Origin of the sequence: Pseudomonas sp. SORGH_AS_0211, assembly GCF_031453455.1 — a bacterium.
In the GTDB taxonomy this organism is placed as follows: Bacteria; Pseudomonadota; Gammaproteobacteria; order Pseudomonadales; family Pseudomonadaceae; genus Chryseomonas; species Chryseomonas aestiva.
Genome location: NZ_JAVIZV010000001.1, coordinates 582605 through 609332, shown reverse-complemented (window position 1 = coordinate 609332; position 26728 = coordinate 582605). Strand labels below are relative to the sequence as shown.

The 26728-nt window shown below is 68.0% G+C and carries 23 protein-coding genes and 1 pseudogene; 7 read left to right on the top strand and 17 right to left on the bottom strand.

What is annotated here, in order from left to right:
• The 11 genes from lipB to QE393_RS02750 all read right to left on the bottom strand — a co-directional run bounded on the left by lipB (position 1) and on the right by QE393_RS02750 (position 10155).
• Positions 1-657 carry a lipoyl(octanoyl) transferase LipB gene (gene lipB, locus QE393_RS02800; RefSeq protein WP_183631280.1) on the bottom strand — a complete coding sequence of 219 codons (657 nt, stop codon included), beginning with the start codon at positions 655-657 and terminating at the stop codon, positions 1-3.
• Positions 657-932 carry a DUF493 domain-containing protein gene (locus QE393_RS02795; RefSeq protein ID WP_273808586.1) on the bottom strand — a complete coding sequence of 92 codons (276 nt, stop codon included), beginning with the start codon at positions 930-932 and terminating at the stop codon, positions 657-659. Before QE393_RS02795 ends, lipB begins: the two co-directional genes overlap by 1 nt.
• A gap of 73 nt (positions 933-1005) precedes the next feature.
• The gene (locus tag QE393_RS02790; protein WP_133863156.1) at positions 1006-2166 is read right to left on the bottom strand and encodes a D-alanyl-D-alanine carboxypeptidase family protein; all 1161 of its coding nucleotides are present in this window, start codon (positions 2164-2166) and stop codon (positions 1006-1008) included.
• A gap of 126 nt (positions 2167-2292) precedes the next feature.
• On the bottom strand, positions 2293-3282 hold the full coding sequence (locus QE393_RS02785; RefSeq protein WP_273808867.1) for a septal ring lytic transglycosylase RlpA family protein: 990 nt from the start codon (positions 3280-3282) through the stop codon (positions 2293-2295).
• Complete coding sequence (mltB, locus tag QE393_RS02780; protein ID WP_371099744.1) at positions 3282-4286, bottom strand: lytic murein transglycosylase B; 1005 nt, start codon at positions 4284-4286, stop codon at positions 3282-3284. Before mltB ends, QE393_RS02785 begins: the two co-directional genes overlap by 1 nt.
• Positions 4287-4325: 39 nt before the next feature.
• The gene (gene rodA / locus QE393_RS02775) at positions 4326-5429 is read right to left on the bottom strand and encodes a rod shape-determining protein RodA (protein WP_208694926.1); all 1104 of its coding nucleotides are present in this window, start codon (positions 5427-5429) and stop codon (positions 4326-4328) included.
• Between the two features lie 44 nt (positions 5430-5473).
• Positions 5474-7381 (bottom strand): penicillin-binding protein 2, encoded by a 1908-nt coding sequence (gene mrdA, locus QE393_RS02770; protein ID WP_273808584.1) that lies wholly within the window; start codon positions 7379-7381, stop codon positions 5474-5476.
• A 12-nt stretch (positions 7382-7393) separates the two neighbouring features.
• Positions 7394-7861: a 23S rRNA (pseudouridine(1915)-N(3))-methyltransferase RlmH gene (gene rlmH, locus QE393_RS02765; protein ID WP_007159668.1), complete on the bottom strand. Its 468-nt coding sequence runs from the start codon at positions 7859-7861 to the stop codon at positions 7394-7396.
• Between the two features lie 5 nt (positions 7862-7866).
• Complete coding sequence (gene rsfS, locus QE393_RS02760) at positions 7867-8217, bottom strand: ribosome silencing factor (protein ID WP_007159669.1); 351 nt, start codon at positions 8215-8217, stop codon at positions 7867-7869.
• A gap of 10 nt (positions 8218-8227) precedes the next feature.
• Positions 8228-8890, bottom strand: coding sequence for a nicotinate-nucleotide adenylyltransferase (gene nadD / locus QE393_RS02755; protein ID WP_017642517.1), 663 nt, complete (start codon positions 8888-8890; stop codon positions 8228-8230).
• On the bottom strand, positions 8890-10155 hold the full coding sequence (locus QE393_RS02750; protein WP_310042025.1) for a glutamate-5-semialdehyde dehydrogenase: 1266 nt from the start codon (positions 10153-10155) through the stop codon (positions 8890-8892). Before QE393_RS02750 ends, nadD begins: the two co-directional genes overlap by 1 nt.
• A gap of 251 nt (positions 10156-10406) precedes the next feature.
• Here QE393_RS02750 and QE393_RS02745 point away from each other — a divergent pair, with 251 nt between their 5' ends.
• From QE393_RS02745 to QE393_RS02735, 3 genes are all read left to right on the top strand, one after another.
• Positions 10407-13424 (top strand): cellulose synthase subunit BcsC-related outer membrane protein, encoded by a 3018-nt coding sequence (locus QE393_RS02745; RefSeq protein WP_310042023.1) that lies wholly within the window; start codon positions 10407-10409, stop codon positions 13422-13424.
• A 226-nt stretch (positions 13425-13650) separates the two neighbouring features.
• Positions 13651-14979, top strand: coding sequence for a bifunctional DedA family/phosphatase PAP2 family protein (locus tag QE393_RS02740; RefSeq protein WP_273808581.1), 1329 nt, complete (start codon positions 13651-13653; stop codon positions 14977-14979).
• 100 nt (positions 14980-15079) lie between these two features.
• Positions 15080-17647, top strand: a complete 2568-nt coding sequence (locus QE393_RS02735) for an ATP-binding protein (protein ID WP_310042020.1) — start codon at positions 15080-15082, stop codon at positions 17645-17647.
• Positions 17648-17677: 30 nt separating this feature from the next.
• Here the strand turns inward: QE393_RS02735 and bfr are convergent, their stop codons facing one another.
• The 6 genes from bfr to QE393_RS02705 all read right to left on the bottom strand — a co-directional run bounded on the left by bfr (position 17678) and on the right by QE393_RS02705 (position 22711).
• Positions 17678-18175 carry a bacterioferritin gene (gene bfr, locus QE393_RS02730; protein WP_310042017.1) on the bottom strand — a complete coding sequence of 166 codons (498 nt, stop codon included), beginning with the start codon at positions 18173-18175 and terminating at the stop codon, positions 17678-17680.
• A gap of 120 nt (positions 18176-18295) precedes the next feature.
• A complete protein-coding gene (locus tag QE393_RS02725) occupies positions 18296-19186 on the bottom strand; it encodes a PA4780 family RIO1-like protein kinase (RefSeq protein WP_017642530.1) in 891 nt (296 codons plus the stop codon).
• 149 nt (positions 19187-19335) lie between these two features.
• Positions 19336-20268 (bottom strand): biotin-dependent carboxyltransferase family protein, encoded by a 933-nt coding sequence (locus QE393_RS02720; protein ID WP_273808577.1) that lies wholly within the window; start codon positions 20266-20268, stop codon positions 19336-19338.
• Complete coding sequence (pxpB, locus tag QE393_RS02715; protein ID WP_310042014.1) at positions 20265-20942, bottom strand: 5-oxoprolinase subunit PxpB; 678 nt, start codon at positions 20940-20942, stop codon at positions 20265-20267. Before pxpB ends, QE393_RS02720 begins: the two co-directional genes overlap by 4 nt.
• Entirely contained in the window at positions 20939-21685 is a 747-nt protein-coding gene (locus QE393_RS02710; protein ID WP_310042011.1) for a 5-oxoprolinase subunit PxpA, read from the bottom strand. Before QE393_RS02710 ends, pxpB begins: the two co-directional genes overlap by 4 nt.
• 105 nt (positions 21686-21790) lie before the next feature.
• Entirely contained in the window at positions 21791-22711 is a 921-nt protein-coding gene (locus QE393_RS02705; RefSeq protein WP_310042009.1) for a LysR family transcriptional regulator, read from the bottom strand.
• Positions 22712-22983: 272 nt separating this feature from the next.
• On the opposite strand from QE393_RS02705, the pseudogene QE393_RS02700 reads away from it, so the two are divergent.
• The 4 genes and pseudogenes from QE393_RS02700 to QE393_RS02685 all read left to right on the top strand — a co-directional run bounded on the left by QE393_RS02700 (position 22984) and on the right by QE393_RS02685 (position 26718).
• A pseudogene (locus QE393_RS02700) lies at positions 22984-23692 on the top strand (DUF969 domain-containing protein).
• Positions 23689-24639 carry a DUF979 domain-containing protein gene (locus tag QE393_RS02695; protein ID WP_017642536.1) on the top strand — a complete coding sequence of 317 codons (951 nt, stop codon included), beginning with the start codon at positions 23689-23691 and terminating at the stop codon, positions 24637-24639. The pseudogene QE393_RS02700 and the gene QE393_RS02695 overlap by 4 nt, the downstream one beginning before the upstream one ends.
• An 8-nt stretch (positions 24640-24647) precedes the next feature.
• The gene (gene pcp / locus QE393_RS02690; RefSeq protein WP_310042005.1) at positions 24648-25286 is read left to right on the top strand and encodes a pyroglutamyl-peptidase I; all 639 of its coding nucleotides are present in this window, start codon (positions 24648-24650) and stop codon (positions 25284-25286) included.
• Positions 25287-25365: 79 nt separating this feature from the next.
• Positions 25366-26718, top strand: a complete 1353-nt coding sequence (locus tag QE393_RS02685) for an MATE family efflux transporter (protein ID WP_310042002.1) — start codon at positions 25366-25368, stop codon at positions 26716-26718.
• Positions 26719-26728: the final 10 nt, after the last annotated feature.

Here is a 26728-nt window from a genome sequence, read left to right as displayed (position 1 = left end):
TCAATCCGATTCCAGGGTGATCGGTTCGGGGTAGCCCAGGCGCAGACTCAGGTGACGGACCAGAGACTCGCGGACCTCGTCGAAAGCTAGTGGCCCGGTCACCAGATCGCGGAGCTGGGTCATGGCCAGGCCGGCATAACCGCAGGGGTTGATCCGGCGGAAGGGTGCCAGATCCATGTCAACGTTGAGCGCCAGGCCATGGAAGGACCGGCCATTGCGGATGCGCAGGCCCAGGGAGGCGATCTTGGCGCCATCCACGTAGACACCCGGCGCATCGGCCCGGGCCGCGGCCTGCACGCCCCAGTCGGCGAGCAGCGCGATCAGGCTGTCCTCCATGGCGCTGACCAATTCTCTCACGCCCAGGCCCTTGCGGCGAACATCCAGCAGCACATAGGCGATGAGCTGACCGGGACCATGGTACGTGACCTGGCCGCCGCGATCGACCTGCACCACCGGAATGTCGCCCACGGCGAGCAGGTGCTCGGGCTTGCCGGCCTGCCCCTGGGTGAAGACCGCAGGGTGCTGCAGCAACCAGAGTTCGTCGGGGGTCGCGGGGCCGCGCTCGTCGGTGAAGCGGCGCATGGCCTCCAGGGTCGCCTCGTAGGGCCGCAGGCCCCAGCGGCGCACGCCCAGGCTGGCCGGGGCGGGAGTGCTCATCAGATCACCATGTGCACGCGGCCGGTGGCGCGCAGATCCTGGTGGATGGCCTGCAGCTGATCCACGCCGGTGGCGGTGATGAGCACCTGCACGGAGAGGAAACGGCCGTTACGACTGTCGCGGGTCACCAGGGTATCGCGATCCAGATCCGGGGCATGGCGCTGGACGATGTCGAGCACCAGCTCGGCGAAGTCGGCACCGGCATCGCCAATCACCTTGATGGGATAGCGCGGGCAGGGAAATTCGATCTTTGGGGGTTGAACGTCTTCGGTCATGCGGACTTCCAGGCCGATCGCTGTCGGCAGGGGGTGAAAGGCCCGCAGATGCGGGCCTTTGCAGGGTGACGGATCAGTTGAACAAGCCGTAGAAGAACAGGCGAATGCTATCCCACAGGCGACGGAAGAGGCCACCCTCCTCGACCGGCTGCAGGGCAACCAGGTCGGCGGTGTGCACCACCTTGTCATCCAGCTTCACCTCGACCTTGCCGATCACCTGGCCCTGGGCGATGGGTGCGATCAGCTGCGGATTGAGCACCATCTCGGCGTGCAGCTTCTTGGCCTGGCCGCGCGGCAGGGTCATGGTCAGGTCGTTGGCCAGACCGGCCTGGACCTCGCGGGTGTCGCCTTTCCATACCGGCGCCTTGGCCAGCTCGGTGCCCTTCTTGTAGAAGGACTGGGTTTCGAAGAAGCGGAAACCGTAGGTCAGCAGCTTCTGGGTCTCGGCGGCACGGGCCTGCTCGCTGTTGGTGCCGAACACCACGGCGACCAGGCGCATGCCATCGCGCACGGCCGAGGCCACCAGGCAGTAGCCGGCTTCGTCGGTGTGGCCGGTCTTCAGGCCGTCGACGGTCTTGTCGCGCCACAGCAGCAGGTTGCGGTTGGGCTGCTTGATGTTGTTCCAGAAGAATTCCTTCTGGGAGTAGATGGCGTAGTGCTGGGCATCGGCGTTGATGATGGCGCGCGCCAGGATGGCCATGTCATGGGCCGAGGAATAGTGGTTCGGATCCGGCAGGCCGGTGGCGTCCATGAAGTGGGTGTTCTGCATGCCCAGCTTCTGCGCGGTGGTGTTCATCATGTCGGCGAAGGCGTCTTCGCTGCCGGCGATGTGCTCGGCCAGGGCGACGCTGGCGTCGTTGCCGGACTGGATGATGATGCCGTGCAGCAGGTCACCGACCGACACCTGGGTGCCGACCTTGATGAACATCCGCGAACCGCCGGTACGCCAGGCGTGCTCGCTGACCGTGACCATGTCCGATTCCTTGATGCGACCCCGGTTGATTTCCAGGGTGGCGATGTAGGCGGTCATCAGCTTGGTCAGGCTGGCCGGCGGCAGGCGCTGGTCGGAGTTGGATTCGGTGAGCACGGCGCCGCTGTTGGCATCCATGAGAATCCAGGCCTTGGCGGCCAGTTGGGGCGCTGCCGGAACCATTGTCTCGGCCGCCCAGACGGCCGGGACACAGGCGATCGTTACTAGGAGGAGCAGGCGTCGAGCGAGTTTTGCGATTGTCATCCGAATCTCTGAAAGGTTGGGGTATGGCAGGAGCAGCGGACCCAGACCGCTCGGTCCACGTCGATCCGCGCGAGGCGGATCACGACGGCTGGGACCGGCGACTGGGCGTCATGAAGCATCCCTGCTTCAATCCGGTTGCACGAGAGACGCCTGACCCAGGCGGGCCACGCGTACGCTGTTCTGGAGCTGGGAGACCTCAGCCGGCTGGACCGGTCCGAGGCGGACCCGATGCAAGGTCTGCTGGTTGCGCACCGTCGAACTGACGAACACCGGGGCACTGGTCAGGTCGCTGAGCTTGTCCTTGAGCAATTCCGCAGCGTCCGGATTGGCGAAGGCCGCCACCTGCAGATAGAGCCCAGCGGCTGGGGCAGAAACGTTTTTTTTTGCGTCGACGGCCGCGGGCGTCACCGGCTCGGCATGCTGGTTGACCGGCGGCGTATAGGTCTCGATGGCGCCGAAGGTCTGGGTCTCGGTGGTCTTCTGGGCCACCGGCGCCTGGCGCGGCTGGGCCAGCACCATGGGCACCGCCTGGCCGCGCTGGGCCCAGTACTGCTGCGGATCGATGCCTTCGACGCTGACCCGGGCAGTACCGATCTCGGCATAGCCGAGTTTCTTGGCGGCGGCGAAGGACAGGTCGATGACCCGGTCGGAATAGAAGGGACCGCGGTCGTTGACGCGCAGGATCACGCTGCGGCCGTTGTCCAGGTTGGTGACCCGCACATAGCTGGGCAACGGCAGGGTCTTGTGCGCCGCAGTCATGCCGTAGAGGTCGTAGGTCTCGCCGTTGGCGGTGGCCTGACCGTGAAACTTGGTGCCGTACCAGGAGGCGGTGCCGGTCACGCGGTAGTTGCGCGAATCGGTCAGCGGGAAATAGGTCTTGCCCAGCACGGTATAGGGATTGTTCTTCAGCGGCCCGTTGTAGGGCATGGGCACGGCGTCGGGGATCCGGCTGACGTCCACGTCCCACCAGGGCGCGCCGTCACGGTGCGGACGCAGGTAGCCACCCGGCCCGGCGACGCCCTTGCTGGTCGGCTTGGGCGCCTGGCTGGAGCAGCTCACCAGCAGCAGGCCGAGGCCCAGGCAGCCGGCCAGGCGCGCCAGGGCAGTCAGGCGCATCACGGCTTGGCACCCTCGGCGGCATGGCGCTCGGCGATGGCGTTCGCCAGATCGGTCACCGCCATGGCGTACATGACGCTGCGGTTGTATCGGGTAATGGCGTAGAAATTGGGCAGGCCCATCCAGTACTCCGGTCCCTTGTCTCCGTCGAGGCGGAACGAGGTTACACGCAAATCGTCACGCAGGGCAGGGTCTTGGGCGTTCCAGCCCAGGGCGCGCAGCTCGGCGACGCTCTTGACCGGCTCGATGCCGGCCACCACGCCCTCCTCCACCCGCTCGCCACTGACCTGGGCGCGGATGGCGGTCGGTCCGCGGCCGGACCAGCCGTGGCGCTTGAAGTAGTTGGCCACGCTGCCGATGGCGTCGGTGGGATCGGACCAGATGTTGATGTGGCCGTCGCCGTCGAAGTCCACCGCATAGGCGCGGAAGCTGCCCGGCATGAATTGCGGCAGGCCCATGGCGCCGGCGTAGGAACCGGTGAGGCTGAGCGGATCGACCTGCTGTTCGCGGGCCAGCAGCAGGAATTCGCGCAGCTGGCTGCGGAAGAAGGGCGCGCGTGGCGGATAGTCGAAGGCCAGGGTCGAGAGCGCATCCAGCACCCGGTAGTTGCCGGTGTTGCGACCGTAGAAGGTTTCCACGCCGATGATGGCGACGATGAACTGGGCCGGCACGTCGTATTCGCGCTCGGCGCGGGCCAGGGCTTCCTCGTGGGCCTTCCAGAAGTCGACGCCCTGGGCGATGCGCCGATCGGTGATGAAGATGGGCCGGTATTCGCTCCAGGGCTTGACCCGCTCGGCCGGTCGCGAGATGGCATCGAGGATGGCCTGCTTGCGCTCGACCTCGCCGAACAGCGCCTGCAGCTGTTCCGGAGCGAAGCCATAGCTCTGACTCATCTCGGCGATGAAGTCGCGCGTCAGCGGTGCCGCGTCGTAGTCACCCGCGACGACGCCGGTCGTCACGCCCATCGCACCCGCGAGCCCGAGGCTCAGCAGGCAGCGACGCATCCATCCCATTGTCGGCATCTAACCCTTCTTTGTTGCGTGTTAAACCTGGGCGATCCACTTGCGGTGCGTGTGGATCGACATCAAAACTCCGAACCCGGTGAACAAGGTGACCACCGAGGTGCCGCCATAGCTGATGAATGGCAGCGGTACGCCCACCACGGGCAAGAGGCCGCTGACCATGCCGATGTTGACGAAGACATAGACGAAGAAGGTCATGGTCACGCCGCCGGCGAGCAACTTGCCGAACAACGTCTGGGCCTGCACCGTGATGGTCAGTCCGCGACCGATCAGCAGCAGATAGAGCACCAGCAGCAGGCAGACGCCGACCATGCCGAACTCTTCGCCGAGGACGGCAATGATAAAGTCCGTGTGACTTTCCGGCAAAAAATCCAGATGAGACTGGGTACCCAGCAGCCAGCCCTTGCCGAATACCCCGCCCGAGCCGATGGCGGCCTTGGACTGGATGATGTTCCAGCCGGCGCCCAGCGGATCCATCTCCGGATCGAGGAAGGTCAGGATCCGGCGCTTCTGGTAATCGTGCAGGACAAAGAACCACATGGCCACGGCCATGGGCACCGCGGCGCTCACCGCGCCGATCAGCCAGCGCCACTGAAGGCCGCCGACGAACAGCACGAAGCCGCCCGAGGCCAGCACCAGCATGGCGGTGCCGAGGTCGGGCTGGTCGAGGATCAGCACGAAGGGCACCACCACCAGCGACAGGCTGATCAGGCTGTGCTTGAAGTTGGGCGGCAGGCTGCGCTTGGACAGGTACCAGGCCATCATCATGGGCATCAGCAGCTTCATGAATTCCGACGGCTGGAAGCGGATGACCCCGGGAATGTTGATCCAGCGGGTGGCACCCATGGCGTTGTGGCCCATGACGTCCACCACCACCAGCAGGGCCACGCCGATCACGTAGCCGAGGGGCACCCAGCGCGCCATGAAACGCGGTTCGAGCTGGGCGACGACGGCCATGGCCACCAGCCCGAGGCCAAAGGAGCTGGCCTGCTTGAACAGCAGGTCGAGATTGCGCCCGCCCGCGGAATAGAGGACGAACAGTCCGGTCGCCCCCAGCATCACCAGCAGGATCAGCAGCGGGCCATCGATGTGCAGGCGCTGCAGCAGGGTGGCGCGCCGCTTCATCACGTCCCCTTCGGGGATGGTGCGATCGAAGTTGGGAGCAAGACTCATGGCTGCACCTTGGTCGCGGCGGCGGTGGCCGCGGCGGTATTGGGCTTGGCGTACTCGGCCTTGAGACGGCCCTGGTCATCGAGCAGCCAGGCGTCCAGCACCTGGCGCACCACCGGGGCGGCCACGCCGCTGCCCGACTCGCCGTTCTCGACCATCACCGCCACGGCGATCTGCGGATTGTCGGCCGGGGCGAAGGCGACGAACAGGGCGTGGTCGCGGTGCCGCTCCTTGAGCGCCGCCGAGTTGTACTTCTCGTTCTGGCGAATGGCGACCACCTGGGCGGTACCGCTCTTGCCGGCGATGCGGTACTGGGCGCCGACATTGATCTTGTGCGCGGTGCCGCGCGGATTCTGCACCACCATTTCCATGCCGTGGACGGCCCTGTCCCAGTAGGTCGGGTCCCTGAGCTCGATGTCGGGCATGGGATTGCTGTCCACCGGGGGCTGGCCATCGAGGGTCCTGGCGAGGTGCGGACGGATCCACTTGCCATGGTTGGCGATCAGGGTGGTGACCTGGGCCAGCTGCAGCGGCGTGGTCTGCATGTAGCCCTGGCCGATGCCGAGGATCAGCGTCTCGCCGGGGAACCAGGCCTGGCGGCGGGTGGCACGCTTCCACTGGCGCGAGGGCATCAGGCCCGGTGCCTCCTCGAACATGTCCAGGGAGACCTTCTGGCCGAGACCGAACTTGCCCATGTACTCGGAGAGGCGATCGATGCCGATCTTGTGGGCGAGATCGTAGAAATAGGTGTCGTTGGATCTCATCAGCGCCATGTCCAGATCCACGTAGCCGTCGCCGCCGTGGTTCCAGTTGCGGTACTTGTGATCGTAGTTGGGCAACTCGTAGTAGCCCGGATCGAAGACCCGCGCCTGGGGCGTGGTGGCGCCGCTGTCGAGACCGGCGATGGCCACCGCAGGCTTGATGGTCGAACCGGGCGGATAGAGGCCGCGCAGCACCCGGTTGTAGAGCGGGCGATCGATGGAGTCGCGCAGCTCGGAATATTCCTTGAAGCTGATCCCGGTGACGAAGGGATTGGGGTCGTAGCTCGGCTGGCTGACCATGGCCAGCACCTCGCCGGTCTTGGGCTGGATGGCGACGATGGCGCCACGGCGCCCGCCCAGGGCGGCTTCGGCGGCGGCCTGCAGACGTGAATCGATGGTCAGGACGATGTCCTTGCCCGGCTTGGGGTCGGTGCGATTGAGCACCCGCAGCACCCGGCCGCGGGCGTTGGTCTCCACCTCTTCGTAGCCTACCTCGCCGTGCAGCTCGGGCTCGTAGAAGCGCTCCACGCCGGTCTTGCCGATGTGGTGGGTGCCGCTGTAGTTGACCGGATCCAGGCGCTTGAGCTCCTGTTCGTTGATCCGCCCGACATAGCCCACCGAGTGGGCGAAGTGCTCGCCCATGGGATAGTGGCGCACCAGCTGTGCCGTCACCTCGACCCCGGGCAGGCGGAACTGGTTGACGGCGATCTTGGCGATCTGCTCCTCGGTCAGCTCGAACAGCACCGGCACCGGCTCGAAAGGCCGCCGGCCCTGCTTCATGCGCTTTTCGAACAGCTCGCGGTCTTCCTCGGTCAGGCCCAGCACCTGCACCAGGGTATCGAGGGTCTGCCGCCAGTTGTCGGCCCGCTCGCGGGTGATGGTCAGGCTGAAGCTGGGGCGGTTGTCGGCGACGATGATGCCGTTGCGGTCGTAGATCAGGCCGCGGGTGGGCGGGATCGGCTGGACATGGACCCGGTTGTTTTCCGACAGGGTCGAGTGGTAGTCGTGCTGGATGACCTGCAGGTAGTACATGCGCGCCACCAGTACGCAGGCGAGCACGAGAAACAGCACCGCCCCGACCGTCACGCGGGCGCGGACGAGCTGGGCGTCTTTCTCGTGGTCCTTGAGGCGTATGGGTTGCGACATCGCAGGTACGGACTACTTGTGATACGGATGGCCGGCCAGTACGGTCCAGGCGCGATAGAGCTGCTCGCCGACGAGGATGCGCACCAGCGGATGCGGCAGGGTCAGCGGCGAGAGCGACCAGCGCTGTTCACTGCGCGCCTGCACCTCGGGAGCGAGACCCTCGGGACCGCCGACCATGAGGTTGACGGTGCGGGCTTCCAGGCGCCACTGCTGGAGTGTTTCAGCCAGTTGCTCGGTGCTCCAGGGCTTGCCGGTGACCTCCAGGGTCACCACGCGCTCGCCCGGTTGCACCTTGGCCAGCATGGCCTCACCCTCCTGGCGGATCAGCCGGGCGACGTCGGCGTTCTTGCCACGGGTCTGCAGCGGGATCTCGACGAGCTCCAGCGGCAGTTCCGGCGGCAGACGCTTGACGTACTCGTGCCAGCCCTCCTCGACCCAGCGCGGCATGCGCGAGCCGACGGCGATGAGACGCAGGCGCACCGGCGTTATTCGCCGTGGGCGGCGCGGCTCTGCTCGGCACCGCGCCAGAGGCGCTCGAGGTCATAGAACTCGCGGGTGGTCGGCAGCATCACGTGGACGACCACGTCACCCAGGTCGAGCAACGCCCATTCGCCGCCTTCCAGGCCTTCGCTGCCCAGCGGGCGCACGCCCTGCTGCTTGACCTTTTCCAGCACGTTGTCGGCCAGCGACTTGACGTGGCGGCTGGAGGTGCCGCTGGCGATGACCATGATATCGGTCACGCTGGTCTTTTCACGGACGTCCAGGGAGATGATGTCCTGGGCCTTCATGTCTTCCAGGGCGGCGATGGCCACCTGGACGAGTTGTTCGCTTTGCATGGTGTAACTCTTACCTCGGTTCGGAGGACGCCGGATAGAGGCCGTGCGTCCGGATGTAGTCAAGCACGGCATCGGGCACCAGGAAGCGGATGGACTTCCCGGTGGCCAAGAGGCCGCGGATCTGGGTGGCGGACACCGCGAGCGGGTTCTGCCAGATAAAGGTGATCTGCCCGCCCGGCCCCTTCAGGGCCTGGGGATCGGGCTGACTGCGCGCCGCCAGGAAATCGCGCAATTCCTGGCAGGGCTCGCTGTCGGCGTCGGGTCGTTGCAGGACCAGGATGTGGCACAGCTCCAGCAATTCGCGCCAGCGGTGCCAGCCCGGCAGGCCGCAGAAGGCGTCCCAACCCAGCATGAGCAACAGCTGCACCTCATCGCCGAGTTCGGCGCGCAGGCTTTCCAGGGTCTCTATGGTATAGGAGTGGCGCGTCCGGCGCAGTTCCCGGTCATCGACCACCAGGGTCGCGACGTCGGCCACCGCCAGTCGCACCATCGCCAGGCGATCCTCGGCGGAGACGCTGGGCGCCTCGCGATGGGGCGGCCGGGCGCTGGGGATCAGCCGCAGTTCGTCCAGCGCCAGCGCCTCGGCCACCTCCAGCGCCGCGCGCAGGTGGCCGATGTGCACGGGATCGAAGGTACCGCCGAACAGGCCGATGCGGGTGGGCAGGCTGCTCATCAGCTACGGACGTGACCGTCGCCGAAGACCACGTATTTCTCGCTGGTCAGCCCTTCCAGGCCCACCGGCCCGCGGGCGTGCAGCTTGTCGGTGGAAATGCCGATCTCGGCGCCCAGGCCGTATTCGAAGCCATCGGCGAACCGCGTGGAGGCATTGACCATCACCGACGCCGAATCGACTTCGGTCAGGAAACGCCGGGCGTCGCTGAAATTCTCGGTGACGATGGCATCGGTGTGCTGCGAGCCATAGGCATTGATGTGCTCGATGGCCGCATCGAGGCCGTCCACCACCCGGATGGACAGGATCGGGGCGTTGTATTCGGTCCGCCAGTCTTCTTCGCTGGCCAGCAGGACGTCGGTCCCTAGCAGCGCTCGTGTCCGCTCGCAGCCGCGCAGCTCCACCTGCTTGTCGCGATAGATGGCGGCCAGGGCCGGCAACACTCGCTCGGCGATGGCCGCATGGACCAGCAGCGTCTCCATGGTATTGCAGGGAGCATAGCGCTGGGTCTTGGCGTTGTCGGCGATGCGAATGGCCTTATCGACATCGGCGGCGCGGTCGATATAGACGTGGCAGATACCGTCCAGGTGCTTGATCACCGGTACCCGGGCATCGCGGCTGATGCGTTCGATCAGGCTCTTGCCACCCCGCGGCACGATGACGTCGACGTATTCGGGCATGGTGATCAGGGCGCCTACCGCAGCGCGATCGGTGGTTTCCACCACCTGGACCAGCTCGGCCGGCAGTTCGGCTTCGGCCAGACCCGCCTGGATGCAGGCGGCGATGGCCTGGTTGGAATGAATGGCCTCGGAGCCACCGCGCAGGATGGTGGCATTACCGGATTTGAGACAGAGACTGGCCGCATCGATGGTCACGTTGGGGCGCGACTCGTAGATGATGCCGATGACACCCAGCGGCACACGCATCTTGCCCAGCTGGATGCCCGAGGGCACGTATCTCATGTCGCGGATTTCGCCGATGGGATCGGGCAACGTTGCCACCTGGCGCAGACCTTCGATCATGTCGTCGATGCGCTGGGGCGTCAGTGCCAGGCGATCCAGCATGGCCGGTTCCAGACCATTGGCGCGCGCGGCGGCCAGGTCCTGCTCGTTGGCAGCAGTCAGCTCGGCACGGCGAGCATCCAGCGCGGCGGCAGCCGCGAGCAAGGCGCGGTTCTTCTGGGCGGTGCTCGCCCGGGCGGCGACCCGCGACGCAGCACGGGCAGCCTGGCCAAGACGGGTCATGTAGGCGGAGACGGACTCGGTCATGGTCGGCGGCCTGCGAAAGACGGTGGGAAAGCCGCAGAGTATAGCGTCGCCGGGCCCTGCGCGGCCAGCGCCGGGGGGCCTGGCCGTGGCATTCGCCTGCTCTATTTGGTTGACTCGCCACGGCCTGTCGGGAATCATCCCCGGCTGTATTTGCCGTTCAGCTTGCGTTCAGCTATTCCCTAATAGCCGAAATCGTTCCAGCTCTGCGCCAGGTGCTGCAGCGACGCCTACCAGCCTTCACGGAAAGAACCATGCCCAAGCACCTCACCTTGTCCCTTGGTCTGCTCGCCCTGCTGATCCATGCCGACGCGACCTGGGCCGCCGCTGCCGACGCCGCGCCGACCGCGGCCGCCGTCCAGGCGCTGGAAGCCCAGCTGAAGAAGACGCCCCAGGATCCGGATGCCCTGGGCAAGCTGGGCAGTGCCCGCCTGGCGCAGCAGCGCTGGACCGATGCCGAGCAGTTGCTGACCCAGGCCGTGCAGAAAGGCGGCAAGACCTGGCAGCCGGCGCTGGACGAGGCGCGCTACCACCACCTGCTGGAACGCGCCCACGCGGCCGAGAACAAGCGCGAGCTGGACCAGGCACGGGATCTCAGCGTGGAGGCCATCCGGCTGAAGCCCGAAGCGGTCGAGGCGCAGCTGTTCCTCGCCGGCATCCAGAGCCAGAAGCGCCAATGGGAACTTGCCGAGGCCACCTATCGCCAGGTGCTGATGCGCGAGCCGGCCAACGTCGACGCCTACTATGGGCGCATCGCCGCGCTCAACGAGCTGGGCCGCACCGAAGAAGCCCTGCAACTCACCAAGAATCTGCAGCCAAGCGCCAAGAACCCGATCAAGGGCCTGGATCGCCTGCGTGCCGGGCAGGCCATGCAGGAAGCCGAAGCCGCCGAGGCGCGGGGCGACCTGCAGGGCGCCTCGCGGCTGCTGGAACAGGCGCGCAAGGAAGCCCCGGAAGACCCCTGGCTGCGCCTGGCCCAGGCCCGCCTGGAGGTCCGTCAGGGCCGGCCGCGCGCCGCCCGCGACCTGGTGGACAGCCTGGTCAAGGATGGCGCCCAGCGCCCCGAGGTGCTCTATGCGAGTGCCCTGCTGTCCAACGAGCTGGGTGAATACCCGCGCGCCATGCAGACCCTGATGCGCATTCCCCAGACGCAGCGTTCGGCGGACATGAACGCCCTGGCCGCGCGCATCACCTTCAACGAACAACTGGCCGAGACCGTGGCCCTGGCCAAGCAGGGTCGCCGCGAGGAAGCGCGCAGCCTGATGCAGCGCCTGGAAGCCCGCGCCGGCCGCAATCCGGATCTGATCGGCGACTTGGCCGAGTCCTTCGCCACCGCCGGCGATCCCGAGCACGGCCTGGCCCTGCTCAAGCCGATGATCACCGGCGATACCCGTCCGGCGCCCGCCATGCAGCTGCACTACGCCAGCATCCAGCTGCAGCTGAACCAGGACCAGACCGTGGGCAACGTCCTGCGCGACCTGCAGGGCGTGGTGCTCGACAGCGGCGAGAAGCAGCAGTACGACGACCTCCTCGCCCGCTACCGCATCCGTCAGGCCGATCGCCTCACCGACCAGGGCAAGCTGGCTGCCGCCTACGACACCCTGGCCCCGGCGCTCAAGGCCCGTCCCGACGACAAGGCCGCCCAGGCCGCCCTGGCGCGCATGTACCTGGCCAGCGGCGACACCCAGAAGGCCCGCCAGCTCTACCGCGACGTGCTCAGCGACCAGCCGAAGGACGCCGAGCTCTATCTGGGCGCCGCCGAAATCGCCGCCAAGTCCCAGGACAGCGTCACCGCCCGCCAGTACCTGGACCAGGCGGTCAAGCTCGGCCAGAGCGATCCCCTGGTGCTGCGCCGCGCCGCCCTGCTCTACCGCGACATCGGCATGGCCGGCACCGCGACCGGCCTGCTGGAGCAGGTGGTGCAGGTGGAGCGCAAGGATCGCGAATCCGCGGCCCGCGCCGCCGGCGCCAGCGACAACCCCTTCGCTACCCTGCCCGGGCAGACCCGCAGCGCTGACGCCCTGGCCGCCGTTCCGGCCGCCGCGGGTGGCAACGCCGGCGGCGCCGACTACGCCTGGAGCGATCCGCTGCAGGCGCAGAAGGCTGCCAACAACCCCTTCAACGACCTGTCCGTGGTACCCACTAGCAGCCTGTCGAGCAGCCTGGCCACCGAGCAGATCCTTGGCCAGCTGCAGCGCGAGCGCAGCATCCGCATCACCCAGGGTCTGAGCGTGCGCAGCTACGATCCCAGCGGCAGCTCGCGCCAGACCACCGTCAGCGCACCGCTGGAGATCTCCTTCCCCACCGGCGACCAGCGCCTGGCCGTGCGCGTCACCCCGACGCGAATCAACGACAGCAGCAGCGACGGCAGCCAGAAGGAAAACGGCGTGGCGGCGTCCATCGCCGTGGAAGACGCCGGGCGCGGGCTCAAGGGCGATATCGGCGTCTCGCCGGTGGGCCTGAGATACAGCACCGTGGTCGGCGGCGCGACCCTGGAACGCCCGCTGAGCAGCCTCAGCGAGAACCTGCTCTATGCCTTGAGCGTGTCGCGGCGTTCGGTGACCGATTCCCTGGCGTCCTACGGCGGCATCCGCGATCCGCGCACCGGCCAGGAGTGGGGCGGCGTCACCGCCAACGGCGGCCTGGCGCGGCTGAGATACGACGATGGTCGTTACGGCTCCTACATCTACGGCGCGGCCCATCGCCTGACCGGTCACGACGTCAAGGACAACGATCGCTTCGAGATCGGCACCGGCGTCTACTACTACCTGCGCAATGGCCCGGACAGCCTGTTCACCGTGGGCCTCTCGGCCACCGCGATCGGCTACGACAACAATCAGAACCACCTGAGCTACGGTCATGGCGGCTACTTCAGTCCGCAGCGCTACTTCGCCATCGGCGTACCCCTGGTGTGGGCGCAGCGGGGCGATCTCTGGGCCTACCAGGTGCAGGGCATGCTGGGCGTGCAGACCATTCGCCAGGACGCCGCGGATCGCTATCCGGACGACGCTGCCCTGCAGGCGGCCGCGGAAGCCGCCGGCGAAGGCCAATACGGCAGCAAGAGCAAGACCGGCGTGGCCTACAGCCTCTCCGCCAATGGCGAATACCGCCTCAGCGGGCAGTTCGCCCTGGGGGGCCGTCTGGGCATGGACAATTCCCAGGACGAGCGCGACGTCAACGGCAACCTCTATCTGCGCTACTTCTTCGAAGAGCAGGAAGGCCGACCGCAACTCTCGCGGCCACAGCCCTACCGCTCGCGCAACGAGGAATAAGGAAAAAGGCCCGCACCCGCGGGCCTTTTTCTTGGCCTGCAAACGTCGGCCAGTCACCCTTTCGCCTTCCGACAAACCCCGCCACAGTTATTGGTCTGGGAAATTCCCGAGCGCGATTTACAATCCCCCGGCCCCGAGGCGTTACGTCTCGATCCGCGTCCTTGAGGCAACCAAGGCTTTCCCCATGGGTCTGAGGACGCAACCCCAGCCCCCAGGAAGCCTTTCGATGACGGAACTGCTAGACGGCCTGACCCAGTGGATCAACCAGCACCACCAGTGGCTGGGTGTGGCCATCTTCATCATCTCCTTTCTCGAGTGCCTGGCCCTGGCCGGGCTGGTGGTACCCGGCACGGTGATCCTGTTCGCCGTAGCCGTCGCCGCCGGCAATGGCGCGCTCAATCTCTTCGACACCCTGCTGCTGGGCTTTCTCGGCGGCATCCTCGGCGACGCGGTGTCCTATTTCATCGGTCGGCGCTTCCATGAAGGCATCCGCCGCCTGCCCGGACTGCGCACCCACCCGGAATGGATCGGCTCGGCCGAGGGCTTCATCCACAGATACGGCATAGCCAGTCTGCTGGTGGGTCGCTTCATCGGTCCGCTGCGCCCGCTGCTGCCGCTGATCGCCGGCATGCTCGACATGCCCCTGGTCAAATTCGTTAGCGTCAGCCTGGTGGCCGCGGCCGGCTGGTCCATCGCCTACCTCGGCCCGGGCTGGGTGACCGGCGCGGCCTTCCGCCTGCCGCTGCCGGAGGGCTTCTGGCAACAGGCCGGCATCGTCTTCGGTGGCGCGGCGGTGCTGCTGACGGTGGTGGCCCATGGCGCCTGGCGCGAGCGCGCCGGCACCACGCTGATCAGCGGCGCCCTCTGCCTGGCCGGGCTACTGGCGCTGCTGTTCGGCTGGCACCATCTGCGCGCCTTCGACGAAGGCCTGATGGCCCTGGTCCAGGAACATCGCGAAGGCTGGCTCAACCTGGTCGCCGTGGTCATCACCCGCATGGGCGATTTCCGTACCCAGCTGATCCTCGCCGCCGTGCTGATCCTGGTGCTGGCGGCCTATCGCCAGTGGCGCCCGCTGCTGTTCGCCCTGGGCACCACCCTGGGGACCGCCCTGGCCAACGGCCAGTTGAAGAATCTGCTGGCCCGCGCCCGCCCCGACGTGCTCGCCGAGCCGCTGACCACCTACAGCCTGCCCAGCGGCCACAGCTCGGCCTCCTTCGCTTTCTTCCTGACCCTGGGCATCCTCGTCGGGCGCCGCTACGGTCCGCGCGGGCGCCTCGCCTGGCTGGTGATCGCCGCCCTGCCAGCGGTACTCATCGCCCTCAGCCGCGTCTATCTGGGCGTGCACTGGCCCACCGACATCCTCGCCGGTGCCCTGCTCGCCGGGGGGTTCTGCGGCCTGAGCCTGGCACTGCTGCAGAAGACCGGCGGCAATCGCCTGGAGCCGATTCCGACGCGGACCTGGTGGGTGCTGCTGCCACTGGTGGTGCTCGTGCTGGCCTTCGCCGTCGGCTGGGCCCTGCCAGAGGCCATCGAGCGCTATGCGCCCCGGCTATAAGGGCCCGCCAACCAAAAAATCCGCTCAGGGTCCTGCAGTTCCGCTGCTCTTGTGGTCTGAACGCCTGGAATTGCACAAGTGGCCGGGGGAGGCACAATAGATGGCAGCGCAGATTGCCGACTGGAACGAACTGGACTTTCTCGCCGGCGGCGGCGAGATGGGTGCCCGACTGCGCACCCACGACTGGTCGGATTCGCCCCTGGGTCCGCCGTCGCAGTGGCCGCAATCACTGCGCTCGGCATTGAGCATCTGCCTGAACTCCAGCTTTCCTACCGCCATCTACTGGGGCCCCGACCTGCTGCTGCTCTACAACGATGCCTGGGCACCGATTCCCGCGGAACGGCATCCCTGGGCCTTGGGATGTCCCGCCCAGGAAGTCTGGCAGGACATCTGGCCGGTGGTCGGACCGCAGTTCGGGCAGGTCCTGAGCAGCGGCCAGGGCTTTTCGGTCTTCGACCAGTTGCTGCCGATGGTGCGCCAGGGCGTGGTCAGCGAGACCTACTGGAACTACAGCTTCACGCCCATCCGCGGTGAAGGCGGCGAGATCGCCGGGATCTTCAACCAGGGCCACGAGACCACCCAGCGCATCCTCGACGAGCGGCGGCGCGCCGCCGAGGCCGCACGCCAGCGGCGGATGTTCGAGCAGGCGCCCGGCTTCGTCGCCATCGTACGGGGGCCGGACCACGTCTTCGACTTCATCAATGTCGCCTACAGCCGCTTGTTCGATGGCCGGCCCCGCGAAGGCCTCACGGTGCGCGAAGTCTTTCCCGAATTGCAGAGCCAGGGCTACTTCGAGTGGCTCGAACAGGTCTATCGCAGCGGTCGCCGCTTCGTCGCCGAGCACCAGCCGCTGCGCCTGGAGACCGCGGGCGAACCGGTCCGCACCCTGTACCTGGATTTCATCTACGAACCCCTGACCGATGAAACCGGCCAGGTGATCGGCATCTTCTGCCAGGGGCAGGACGTCACCGAGGCCCATCTGGCCCGGGCTGCCCTGGAGGCCAGCGAACGACGCTTTCGCACCGCCCTGGAGATCGAGACGGTGGGCGCCCTCTGCTTCGATGCCGAGGGGCGGCTGATCGATGCCAATGACGCCTTCCTGCGCATGAGCGGCCATGACCGCGAGGATCTGGCCGCCGGGCGCATCGCCTGGCCGGCCCCGAGACTGCCACGCGCCGACGCTCAGGTGCCGCCCGAGGAGCGTTGCTATCGACGCCGCGACGACTCGACCGGCTGGGCCCTGGTGGCCGCCAAGCGCCTGCCCGATGGCAGCGCCTTCGAATTCCTGGTCGACATCAGCGACCGCAAGCAGGCCGAAGCCGAGTTGCGCGAGGAAACCCGCACCCTGGAAGCCCTCAAGCGCATCGATACGGAACTGGCCAGCGAGCTGGATCTGGTACATCTGGTGCAGACCGTGACCGATGCCGGGGTGGAGTTGACGGGCGCCCGCTTCGGCGCCTATTTCAGTCATCAGGTCACCGACGCTGGCGGCGGCCTGCGGCTCTTCACCCTATCCGGTGCCGAGCGCGACGCTTTCGAGCGCCTCGGCGAGCCCGGCGCCACGGCCATGTTCGCCCCCACCCTGGAGAACGCGGGCGTGGTAAGAGCCGACGACGTGGCTACCGATCCGCGCTATGGCCAGTCCGCACCGCACCAGGGCCTGCCGCCCGGACACCTGCCGGTGCGCAGCTATCTGGCCGTCTCCGTGGTGGCCCGTGACGGGACGGTGCTGGGTGGGCTTTTCTTCGGCCATCCCGAACCCGGGCGTTTCAGCCTTCGCCACGAACGGCTGATGGCGGCCCTGGCCGCTCGCGCGGCCATCGCCATCGAGCAGGCCCAGTTGTTCCAGGCGGTGCGTACCGCCAACGAGACCCTCGAACAGCGGGTGATCGAGCGCACCGTCGAACTGACCCAGGCGCAGCAGGCGCTGCATCAGGCGCAGAAGATGGAAGCCATCGGCCAGTTGACCGGCGGCATCGCCCATGACTTCAACAACCTGCTGGCCGGCATCATCGGCAGCCTGGAGTTGATCGAGCGGCGCCTGCAGCAGAGCCGTACAGACCAGCTCGACCGGCTGCTCGGGGGCGCCCAGGCCTACGCCGCACGCGCCGCCTCCCTGACCCAGCGGCTGCTGGCCTTTTCCCGGCGGCAGACGCTGGAACCCAAGCCCACCGACGTCAACGAGCTGATGCTGGCCATGGAAGAACTGATCCGCCGCAGCGTCGGCCCGGCGATCGAGGTCCGGGCCGAGCCGGCGGAGCCACTCTGGCCGACGGTGATCGATGCGGTGCAACTGGAAAGCGCCCTGCTCAACCTGGCGATCAATGCCCGGGATGCCATGCCCCAGGGGGGGCAGCTGCGGTTGTCCACGGCCAATCTGCCCGAGGACGCACCCGGGCGACCGGACGACCTGCCTGCCGGAGACTATGTGCGGGTCAAGGTAAGCGATACCGGTAGCGGCATCGCGCCGGAGATCCTGGAGCGGATCTTCGATCCCTTCTTCACCACCAAGCCGCCGGGCCAGGGCACCGGATTGGGCCTGTCGATGGTGCATGGCTTCGTGCACCAGTCGGGCGGTCAGATCCAGGTCGACACCACGCCTGGCGTGGGTACCTGCATCTCGCTCTATCTGCCTCGGGCACCGGAGGACGACGCCCGCACCTCCTGAGCGACGCCTGACGGCGCCGCCCGGCCGACCTCAGAGGCCGGCGCCATGGGGCGTGGTGCCGCCCTTCATCTGCGACTGCAGGTAGTTCTGCAGACCGATCTTGTCGATCAGGCCCAGTTGCTGCTCCAGCCAGTAGGCGTGGTCTTCCTCGGTGTCTTCCAGCTGCACCACCAGGATCTCGCGGGTCACGAAGTCCTTGTGCTGGTTGCACAGGGCCACGCCCTGGGCCAGGGCTTCCCGCACCTCGTACTCCAACGTCAGGTCGGCGCGCAGCATCTCCGGCACGGTCTGGCCGACGGTGATGGCGTTGGGACGCATGTCCGGCGTGCCTTCGAGGAACAGGATGCGACGCAGCAGCGCATCGGCGTGCTGGGTTTCCTCTTCCATCTCATGGCCGATCCGCTCGTACAGGCGCATCAGGCCCCAGTCCTCGTACATCCGCGAATGGATGAAGTACTGGTCGCGCGCCGCCAGCTCGCCGCGCAGCAGCTGGTTGAGGTAGTTGATGACGTCCGGATGGCCTTGCATGAAAAGAGTCCTGTGCTGTTCAGTGCCCAGTTTAGCGCGCTGGCGCCCAGAGGACGCCGTTCATCGCCCGACCACTGGGGCCGTTCGTCTCATCGCAGCGCTAATCGTTCTGCTTCACGATCAGCTTAGCCAGGGCGGCGGCGGTTCCTCGCGCACGCTGGGTTCGTCCTGCTCGCGACGCGCGGCCTGCCGTCGCTCCTCGTCACGCCGCGCCGCCTCGATCTCGCGCATCACCGCATGGACATCGGCCTGGTCTTCACGCTCGGCGAATTCGCCGGTCAGACGGGTATTGGCGAACAACTCGCCCTTCTCGAACAGCGCCCACATCTCCGGCGCATAGCGGGTCGTGCGCAACTCAGGCGCGAAGCGGCCAAAGTAGAGCGCCATGTTCTCCACATCCCGCGCCAGCAGGCGGAAGGCATGGTTGTTGCCGGCCGCATCCACTGCCTGGGGCAGGTCGATGATGACCGGGCCGTCTTCGGCCAGCAGCACGTTGAATTCGGAAAGGTCGCCATGGACCAGTCCGGCGCAGAGCATGCGCACGATCTGGCCGATCATCAGTTCGTGATAGCGCAGGGCTTCCTCGGCAGTGAGCGTCACGTCGTTGAGCCGCGGCGCGGCCTCGCCATTGCCGTCGGTGACCAGGTCCATCAGCAGCACGCCGTCGAGGAAGTCGTGGGGCTTGGGTACCCGTACCCCGGCGTCGGCCAGGCGATAGAGCGCCGTCACCTCGGCGTTCTGCCAGTTGTCCTCGCGCTCGCGCCGACCGAACTTGGAGCCCTTGGCCATGGCGCGGTTTTCCCGACTGCCACGCACCTTGCGCCCCTCCTGGTACTCGGCGGCCTGGCGGAAGCTGCGCTTGTCGGCCTCCTTGTAGACCTTGGCGCAGCGTACCTGGCTGCCGCAGCGCACCACGTAGACCGCCGCTTCCTTGCCACTCATCAGGGGCCGTATCACCTCATCGACCAAGCCGTCCTCGATCAGCGGCTCGATGCGTTTGGGAGTTTTCATCGCCGGTTCCAGCTCCTTCTTGTCGGTCGTCACAGCGGACGTGTGACGCAAGTTTCAAGCCAGACGCCGAGAAAGGGAAGTCGGCGTCGTCCTTGAGCGTGCGACTCATCGAAGCGGACAAGATTCCTCGGCCGTGACCGACTGCGTGCTCAACCCCCGAAGAAGGCCAGGAAACGCCGCCACTCGGCCTGGGCGACGGCCAGTTCCACCGGGGCGAAACGCACCTCGTGATGAGCCGGGCACTGGGCCAGGCGCGCCAGGTCCAGCGGATGGATGAAGCCCAGCAGCGGATAGCCGCCCATGGTCTGGCGATCCGCCATGAGCACGATGGGCTGCCCGTCGGGCGGCACCTGGATGGCCCCGGTTACCACCCCCAGCGACCACTGGCGACGGGGGGGCGCCAGGGGCACCTCCCCGGCCAGGCGGATGCCCATGCGATCGGATTGCGGACTGATTCGCCAGGGTTGCGTGAAGAACGCCTGCTGCTGCGCCAGTCCGAAGGCCTCGGCGTCGCCGCCAAGGATCACCCTCAGCGTCGGCACCTCGCGATAGTCCGGCACGAAGCGCGCAGCCGGTCCGCAGCCGTGGGCATGCAGCTCGGCCACCGTCGCGCAATCCAGCCGCTGCCCGGTTGCCAGGGGCGCGCCCCTGCCCTCCAGCCCGCCCAGGCCTTCGCGTCGATTGCTGGCCACGCTACCCAGGGTCGCCGCCGCCTGGAAACCGCCACCGGCAGCGGCCAGGTACGCGCGCTGCCCGGCCTGGGCGAAGCCCAGGCGCAGTCGCATGCCGGCCTGTACCGGAAAGCACGACCAGGCCGGCAGCGGCTCGCCATCCAGGCGGGCGTCCAGCGGCGCGCCGGTCAGCGCCAGCCAGGTAGCGGTCTCCATCTCGAATTCGGCGCCGCCCAGGGCGATCTCCAGCAGCGGCGCCGTTACCGGATTGCCCACCAGGCGATTGGCCCAGCGCGCGGCATGGCCGTCCATGGGCCCCGAGGGGGCCACGCCCAGGTGTTGCCAGCCCTGGCGCCCCAGGTCCTGCAACAGGGTCAGGGGACCGGACTTGATGACCTTGAGACCGCTCATGACTGACCTCCCCGGGCACGAAAGGCCGCTGCGTCGACGGGCACGAAGCGCACTCGATCACCGGGTGCCAGCAGGCACGGCGGCTCGGCCTGGGCGTCGAAGACCGTCCACAAGCAGCGGCCGATGAGATTCCAGCCGCCCGGCGAGGCCTGCGGATAGACCGCGGTCTGGCGCTCGGCGATGGCCAGGCTGCCGGCGGGCACGCTGGTGCGTGGCGTGCTGCGCCGGGGCAGCGCCAGGCGCTCGTCCAGCTCGCCGAGAAAGGCGAAGCCCGGCATGAAGCCGACGGCGCCCACCTGATAGTCACGCCCACAGTGCCGGGCGATGACCTCGGCCTCGCTCAGGCCACAGCGCTCGGCCACCTCGGCGAGGTCCGGGCCGGCATAGAGCGTCGGGACCTCGTGCAGACGCCCGCCCTCGCCCGCCGGCGCGGCGCCCGGCCAGTCGGCCAGCAGGGGGTCGAGTCCGGCCTGCAGCTCGGCCAGGGTCAGTCGCAGGGGATCGTAGTGCACCAGCAGGCTGGTCCAGCCCGCCACCAGATCGGTCACCGCCGGGCCGAAGCGCTGGCGAATCCGCTCGCCCAGGCGGGCGATGCGCGGGGGCAGCTCGGCGTCGGGATGCTCGGCCAGCTCGAGCAGCAGCGCCGCGACGCCGAAGGGTTTGCAGACGATCATAGGGCGTCCAGTGCCGCGCGCAGCCGGCGCAGCACTGCCAGGGATTCGGCATTGTCGCCATGCACGCAGAGGCTGTCGGCGCGCAGGCGCATGGGCTGGCCATCGAAGCCGGGGAAGTCTTCGCCCCGGGCGATGGCGACGGCCTGGGCGAGGATGCGTTCGGCATCGTGATGGACGGCGCCGGCCTGGCCACGCGGGGCCAGGGAGCCATCGGCCAGATAGGCGCGATCGGCGAAGGCTTCCAGCAGCAGCGGTACTCCGGCGGCCTCGGCCAGCCGGCGCTCGCGGTCGTTGTCGGCCTTGGCCAGCACCATCAGCGGCAGCCCCTGGCGATAACGGGCGCATGCGGCGAGCGCGGCGGTCAGCAGGGCATCGTCCTTGACCAGGGCGTTGTAGAGGGCGCCATGGGGCTTCACGTACTCGACGCGCACGCCGGCGGCGCGGCAGAAGGCGTCCAGGGCGCCGATCTGGTAGAGGATCATGGCTTCCACCTCGGCCGGGGTGCAGGCCATGGGCCGCCGACCGAAGCCCACCAGATCGGGATAGGCCGGATGGGCGCCGATCTGCACACCATTGGCCACCGCCAGGGTCACGGCGCGTTGCATGGTCAGGGGATCGGCGGCATGGAAGCCGCAGGCCAGATTGGCCTGGTCGACCAGGGGGATGGCATGGGCATCGTCGCCCATGGACCAGGCACCGTAGCTTTCACCGGAATCGCAATTGAGCAGCAGGCGAGCGGGCATGACAGGATCCTCTGAGGAAGTAGCTCGAGTGTCGGAAAGCCGGGGCGCCGCTGTCCAACAAAAGATTCCGGGCGCTGGCGATAAGAAGGCGTTGAAACACCCGGGCTAGACCAGCACCGGCAAGGCGCGCTCCGGGCCCAGCCGCGTACACCAGTCGGCCACCACCGTCTGGCTCAGGGCCACCACCGCCTCGCTCAGCGCCAGGCCGGCACCGCCATGCCAGCTGGCCTGGACGTCGAAGGGCGGCGGCCCGGCCAGCGGCAAAGGCATCAGGCTGCCACGGGCCACTTCCTCGATCACCAGGGCCGGCGGCAGGGCGCCGATGCCGAAGCCCTCGCCCATCAGCTTGATGATCGCCGCCACCGAGTTGATGCAGCAGACCCGCGGCTCGGCGATGCCCTCGCGCTGCAGGAGGCCGAGGATGTCCTGGTGCGGTCGCGAATGGCGGGAAAAGGTGATCAGGCGCTCGCCAGCCAGCTCGGCCAGATTGGCGTAGGGGCGCGCCAGATGGCTGTCGCTGGCCACCAGCCAGCGCACCGGATAGCTGGCCAGGTGCAGGTTGCGGATGCCCTCGGCGCGCAGGAGATCGGTCTGGAAGATGAGGTCGAGCTGCCCCCGCGCCAGTTGCTCGGCCAGATTCAGCGCCGTGTCCGCGGTCAGTTCCAGCTCGATGGCCGGATAGGTCTGGGTGACCGCGGCGATCAGCTGGTCCAGCCAGCTGTGGATCACCGTATCCATCACGCCGATGCGCAGGCGGCCCTCCAGGGTCTGGCCATGGCCCAGGGCCTCGTGCAGCTCGCGCTGTGTGGCCAGCATCCGCTCGGCGTAGCCCAGTACCCGATGACCCTCGGCGGTCAGGCTCACGCCGCGGGAATCGCGCAGGAACAGTTGCACGCCCAGCTCGCTCTCCAGCACGGCGATGCGACTGGAGATGGCGGCCTGGGTGGTGGACAGCTTTTCCGCCGTCAGGCGGAAACTGCCCAGGCGGGCGACCCAGACGAAGGTATCGAGAAAGCGCAGATTCATGGGGACCTCGACAAGGCTATCCCGCCACTTTACCCCCACCAGTCGCCTTGTCTGCCCCGCTTTTCCCTATCGGCGGCGAACAGTTTTATTTGCTGGACGCCACCTCCACCGGCGGCGAAAGATGCCAGCCGGCGTTATGCCACATGACGCCCGACAACAATAACGAGCCGTGCCGCGGGCACTGCCTGGATCAGCCGAAGCCGCCCGCGGCTTCCTACCGTCCGCCGCACCGTCTGCCCGGAGCGCGGTGGACCCGCTGGAGACATCCACCTATGCAAACCACCGTCAACCTCTGGCCGCTGCTGGGCGTGCTGGTCATCGTGGTCGGCTTCGTGCTGAGGTTCCATCCGCTGCTGGTGGTTGCCCTGGCCGCCGTGGCCACCGGAATCGCCGCCCAGTTCAGCCCCGAGGCGCTGCTCGCCGCCATCGGCACCGGCTTCATCAAGGCACGCGCCCTGCCGCTGATCATCCTGCTGCCGCTGGCGGTGATCGGCCTGCTCGAACGCCACGGCCTGCGCCTGCATGCGCAGAACTGGATCGCGCGCTTTCGCAACGCCACCGTCGGCCGCCTGCTGATCTTCTATCTCTTCGTCCGCGAGACCACCGCTGCCCTGTGGGCTGACCAGCCTCGGCGGCCATCCGCAGATGGTGCGACCGCTGCTGGCGCCCATGGCCGAAGGCACCGCCGAAAAGATACATGGCCGCCTGCCCGAAGCCCTGCGTCAGCGGTTGCTGGCCTTTTGCGCCGCCACCGACAATGTCGGGCTGTTCTTTGGCGAGGACATCTTCGTCGCCTTTGGCGCCATCGCCCTGATGCATACCTTCCTGCTCGGCGCCGGACTCGATGTCGAGCCCCTGCACATCGCGCTCTGGGGCATTCCCACGGCCCTTTGCGCCTTCTTCATCCATGCCCTGCGCCTGCACCGCTTCGATCGCCAGCTCTATCGCGAGCTGACCGCGCGCAAGGAGGTGCAGCCATGATCCTGTCGATCCAGTATCTGTTCTGGCTGGCCGGCGCCATCCTGGCGCTGACCGCGGTCATGACCCTGGCCGATCGTCACCACCCCAAGCGCTGGACCAGCGGCCTGTTCTGGGGCCTGTTCAGCCTGGTCTTCCTGATCGGCGATCGCCTGCCGCCGGCCTGGGTGGGCGCCGGGGTGCTGCTGATGGCGGTGCTGGCCGGCTGCGGTGCGGTGGGCAGCGGTCATCACGTGACTCGCCCGGAGCGCGAGACCCGCGCCAGCGCCGGCCGCCTGGGCAATCGCCTATTCATTCCGGCGCTGGCCATTCCGGTGGTGACGGTGATCGGCAGCGTGCTGCTCAAGGACGTGCAGATCGCCGGCCTGCCGTTGCTCGACCCGAAGAATGTCACCTTCGTCTCCCTTGGCCTGGGCGCCCTGGTGGCCCTGGCGCTGGCCTGCTGGCTGACCCGCGACACCCCGATCCAGGCGATGCGCGAATCGCGCCGCCTGACCGATGCCCTGGGCTGGTCGCTGGTGCTGCCCCAGGCGCTGGCCATGCTCGGCCTGGTCTTCACCGACGCCGGCGTCGGCAAGGCGGTGGCGCACCTGGCCACTGCCTACGTGGCCCTCGACCTGCGCCTGGTGGCGGTGGTGGTCTATGTGGTGGGCATGGCCGCCTTCACCGTCATCATGGGCAACGGCTTCGCCGCTTTCCCGGTGATGACCGGCGGCATCGGCGTACCGGTGCTGGTGGGCGTCTACCACGCCGATCCGGCGGTGATGGCCGCCATCGGCATGTTCTCCGGCTACTGCGGCACCCTGATGACGCCCATGGCGGCCAACTTCAACATCGTCCCGGCGGCCCTGCTGGAGCTGGACGACAAGAACGCCGTGATCAAGGCCCAGGTCCCCACCGCCCTGGCGGTGCTGGCCTGCAACGTGGTGCTGCTCTATCTGCTGATGTGAGGTATCTCATGACCCTGCTGCTCACCGGTTTCGCGCCCTTTGGCGGCGAGGCCCTCAACCCTTCCTGGGAGGCCGTGCGCCGGCTGGATGGAGAGCGCCTTGGCGACCTGCCCGTGGTCGCGGCGCAACTGCCGACCGAATTCGGCAAGGCGCTCGAGGCGCTGGATGAGCTGCTCGACCGCCATCGCCCGACCCTGGTGGTGGCGGTCGGCCAGGCCGGCGGGCGGGCCGAGCTGTCGGTGGAGCGCATCGCCATCAACGTCGACGACGCCCGCATCCCCGACAATGCCGGACGCCAGCCGATCGACGAGCCGGTGGTGGCCGGCGGCCCCGCGGCCTACTTCAGCACCCTGCCGATCAAGGCCATGACCCGGGTCCTGCGCGACGCCGGCATCCCCGCGGCGGTGTCCCAGACCGCCGGTACCTTCGTCTGCAACCACGTCTTCTACGGCCTGCAGCATCGTCTGCAGGACACCGGGGTACGCGGCGGCTTCATCCATATCCCCTATCTGCCGGCCCAGGCCGCACACCAGCCCGGGGCGCCGTCCATGGCCCTGGAGACCCTGGTCGCCGGCCTGCGCCTGGCGCTGACCTGCGCGGCGACCACCCAGGCGGACCTCCGCGAAGGCGGCGGCCAACTGGACTGACGCCCGCAGGAGCTGCGGCGGAGGACCACCCGGGCCGGCTGGCCTACAATGCGTCCTCCGCCGCCGCTGCGATTAGCTCATGTCCACCCTGCTTGCCGACTGGCGTCATCCCCTGCTGCACCGTCGCGTCTGGGCCCTGGCCGCGCCGATGATCCTGTCCAATCTCAGCGTGCCGCTGGTGACCCTGGTCGACAGCGCCATCGCCGGCCATCTGCCCGAAGCCCGTCAGCTCGCCGCGGTGGCCATGGGCGGCGCCTTCTACACCGCCCTGCTCGGCATCCTCGGCTTCCTGCGCATGGGCACCACCGGTTTCGCCGCCCAAGCCAGCGGGCGGCGCGACGGCGCCGCCCTGCGCCAGATCCTCCTGCAGGCCGGCCTGCTCGGGCTGGGCCTGTCGGTGCTCCTGCTGCTGGCCGCCAGCCTGGCACTGGAACCGCTGCTCGCCTGGCTTGGCCTAGATCCCGCCTTCGCCGACCTGGCCGCGCGCTTCCTGCACCTGCGCCTGCTCGGCCTGCCCGCGGCGCTGCTCAGCTACGCGGTGATCGGCTGGCTGCTCGGCACCCAGGATGCGCGCACGCCGCTGGTGCTGCTGCTCACCACCAATGTCCTGAACCTGCTGCTGGTGACCGGCTTCGTGCTGGGCCTCGGCGCCGGGGTGCAGGGCATCGCCCTGGCGTCGGTCCTGGCGGAATGGAGCGGCATGCTGCTCGGCCTCTGGCTGGTGCTGCGCCGCCTGCGGCTGTGGCCCGGCCGGATCGACCATCCGGCACTGCGCCGCCTCGCCAGCTGGCGGCCGCTGCTGGCGGTCAATCGCGACATCTTCATCCGCTCCCTGGCGCTGCAGGCGGTGTTCCTGCTGTTCGCCGCCCAGGGCGCCCAGCTGGGCGAGACCACAGTGGCGGTCAACGCCCTGCTGCTCAATGGCCTGCTGGTCACCGCCTTCGCCCTCGACGGCCTCGCCCATGCGGTGGAGGCCCTGGCCGGCCATGCCCTCGGCGCCCGCGAGGGCGCCACCCTGCGCCGGGTGCTGGTGATCGCCGGTGGCTGGTCGCTGCTGGCCAGTCTCGGCTTCGCCGTGGCCTTCGCGCTGGGCGGCGATCTGTTCGTCGCCCTGCAGAGCGACATCGCCGCGGTGCGCCAGGCAGCCCACGCCTACCTGCCCTATCTGGCCGTGCTGCCGCTGATCGCCATGGTCAGCTACCTGCTGGACGGCCTCTTCATCGGCGCCACCCGCGCCCGGGAGATGCGCAACTCGATGCTGCTGGCCCTGCTGCTGGCGCTGCCGCTCGGCGGCTTGCTGCGCGGCCTCGGCAATCACGGCCTGTGGCTGGCCTTTCTCGCCTTCATGGCGCTGCGCGGGCTGATCTCCGCGCTGCTCGCCTGGCGCCTGGCCCGCCGCGAAGGCTGGCTCAGCGATGGCGGCAGTGGCTGAGGTTGCGGAA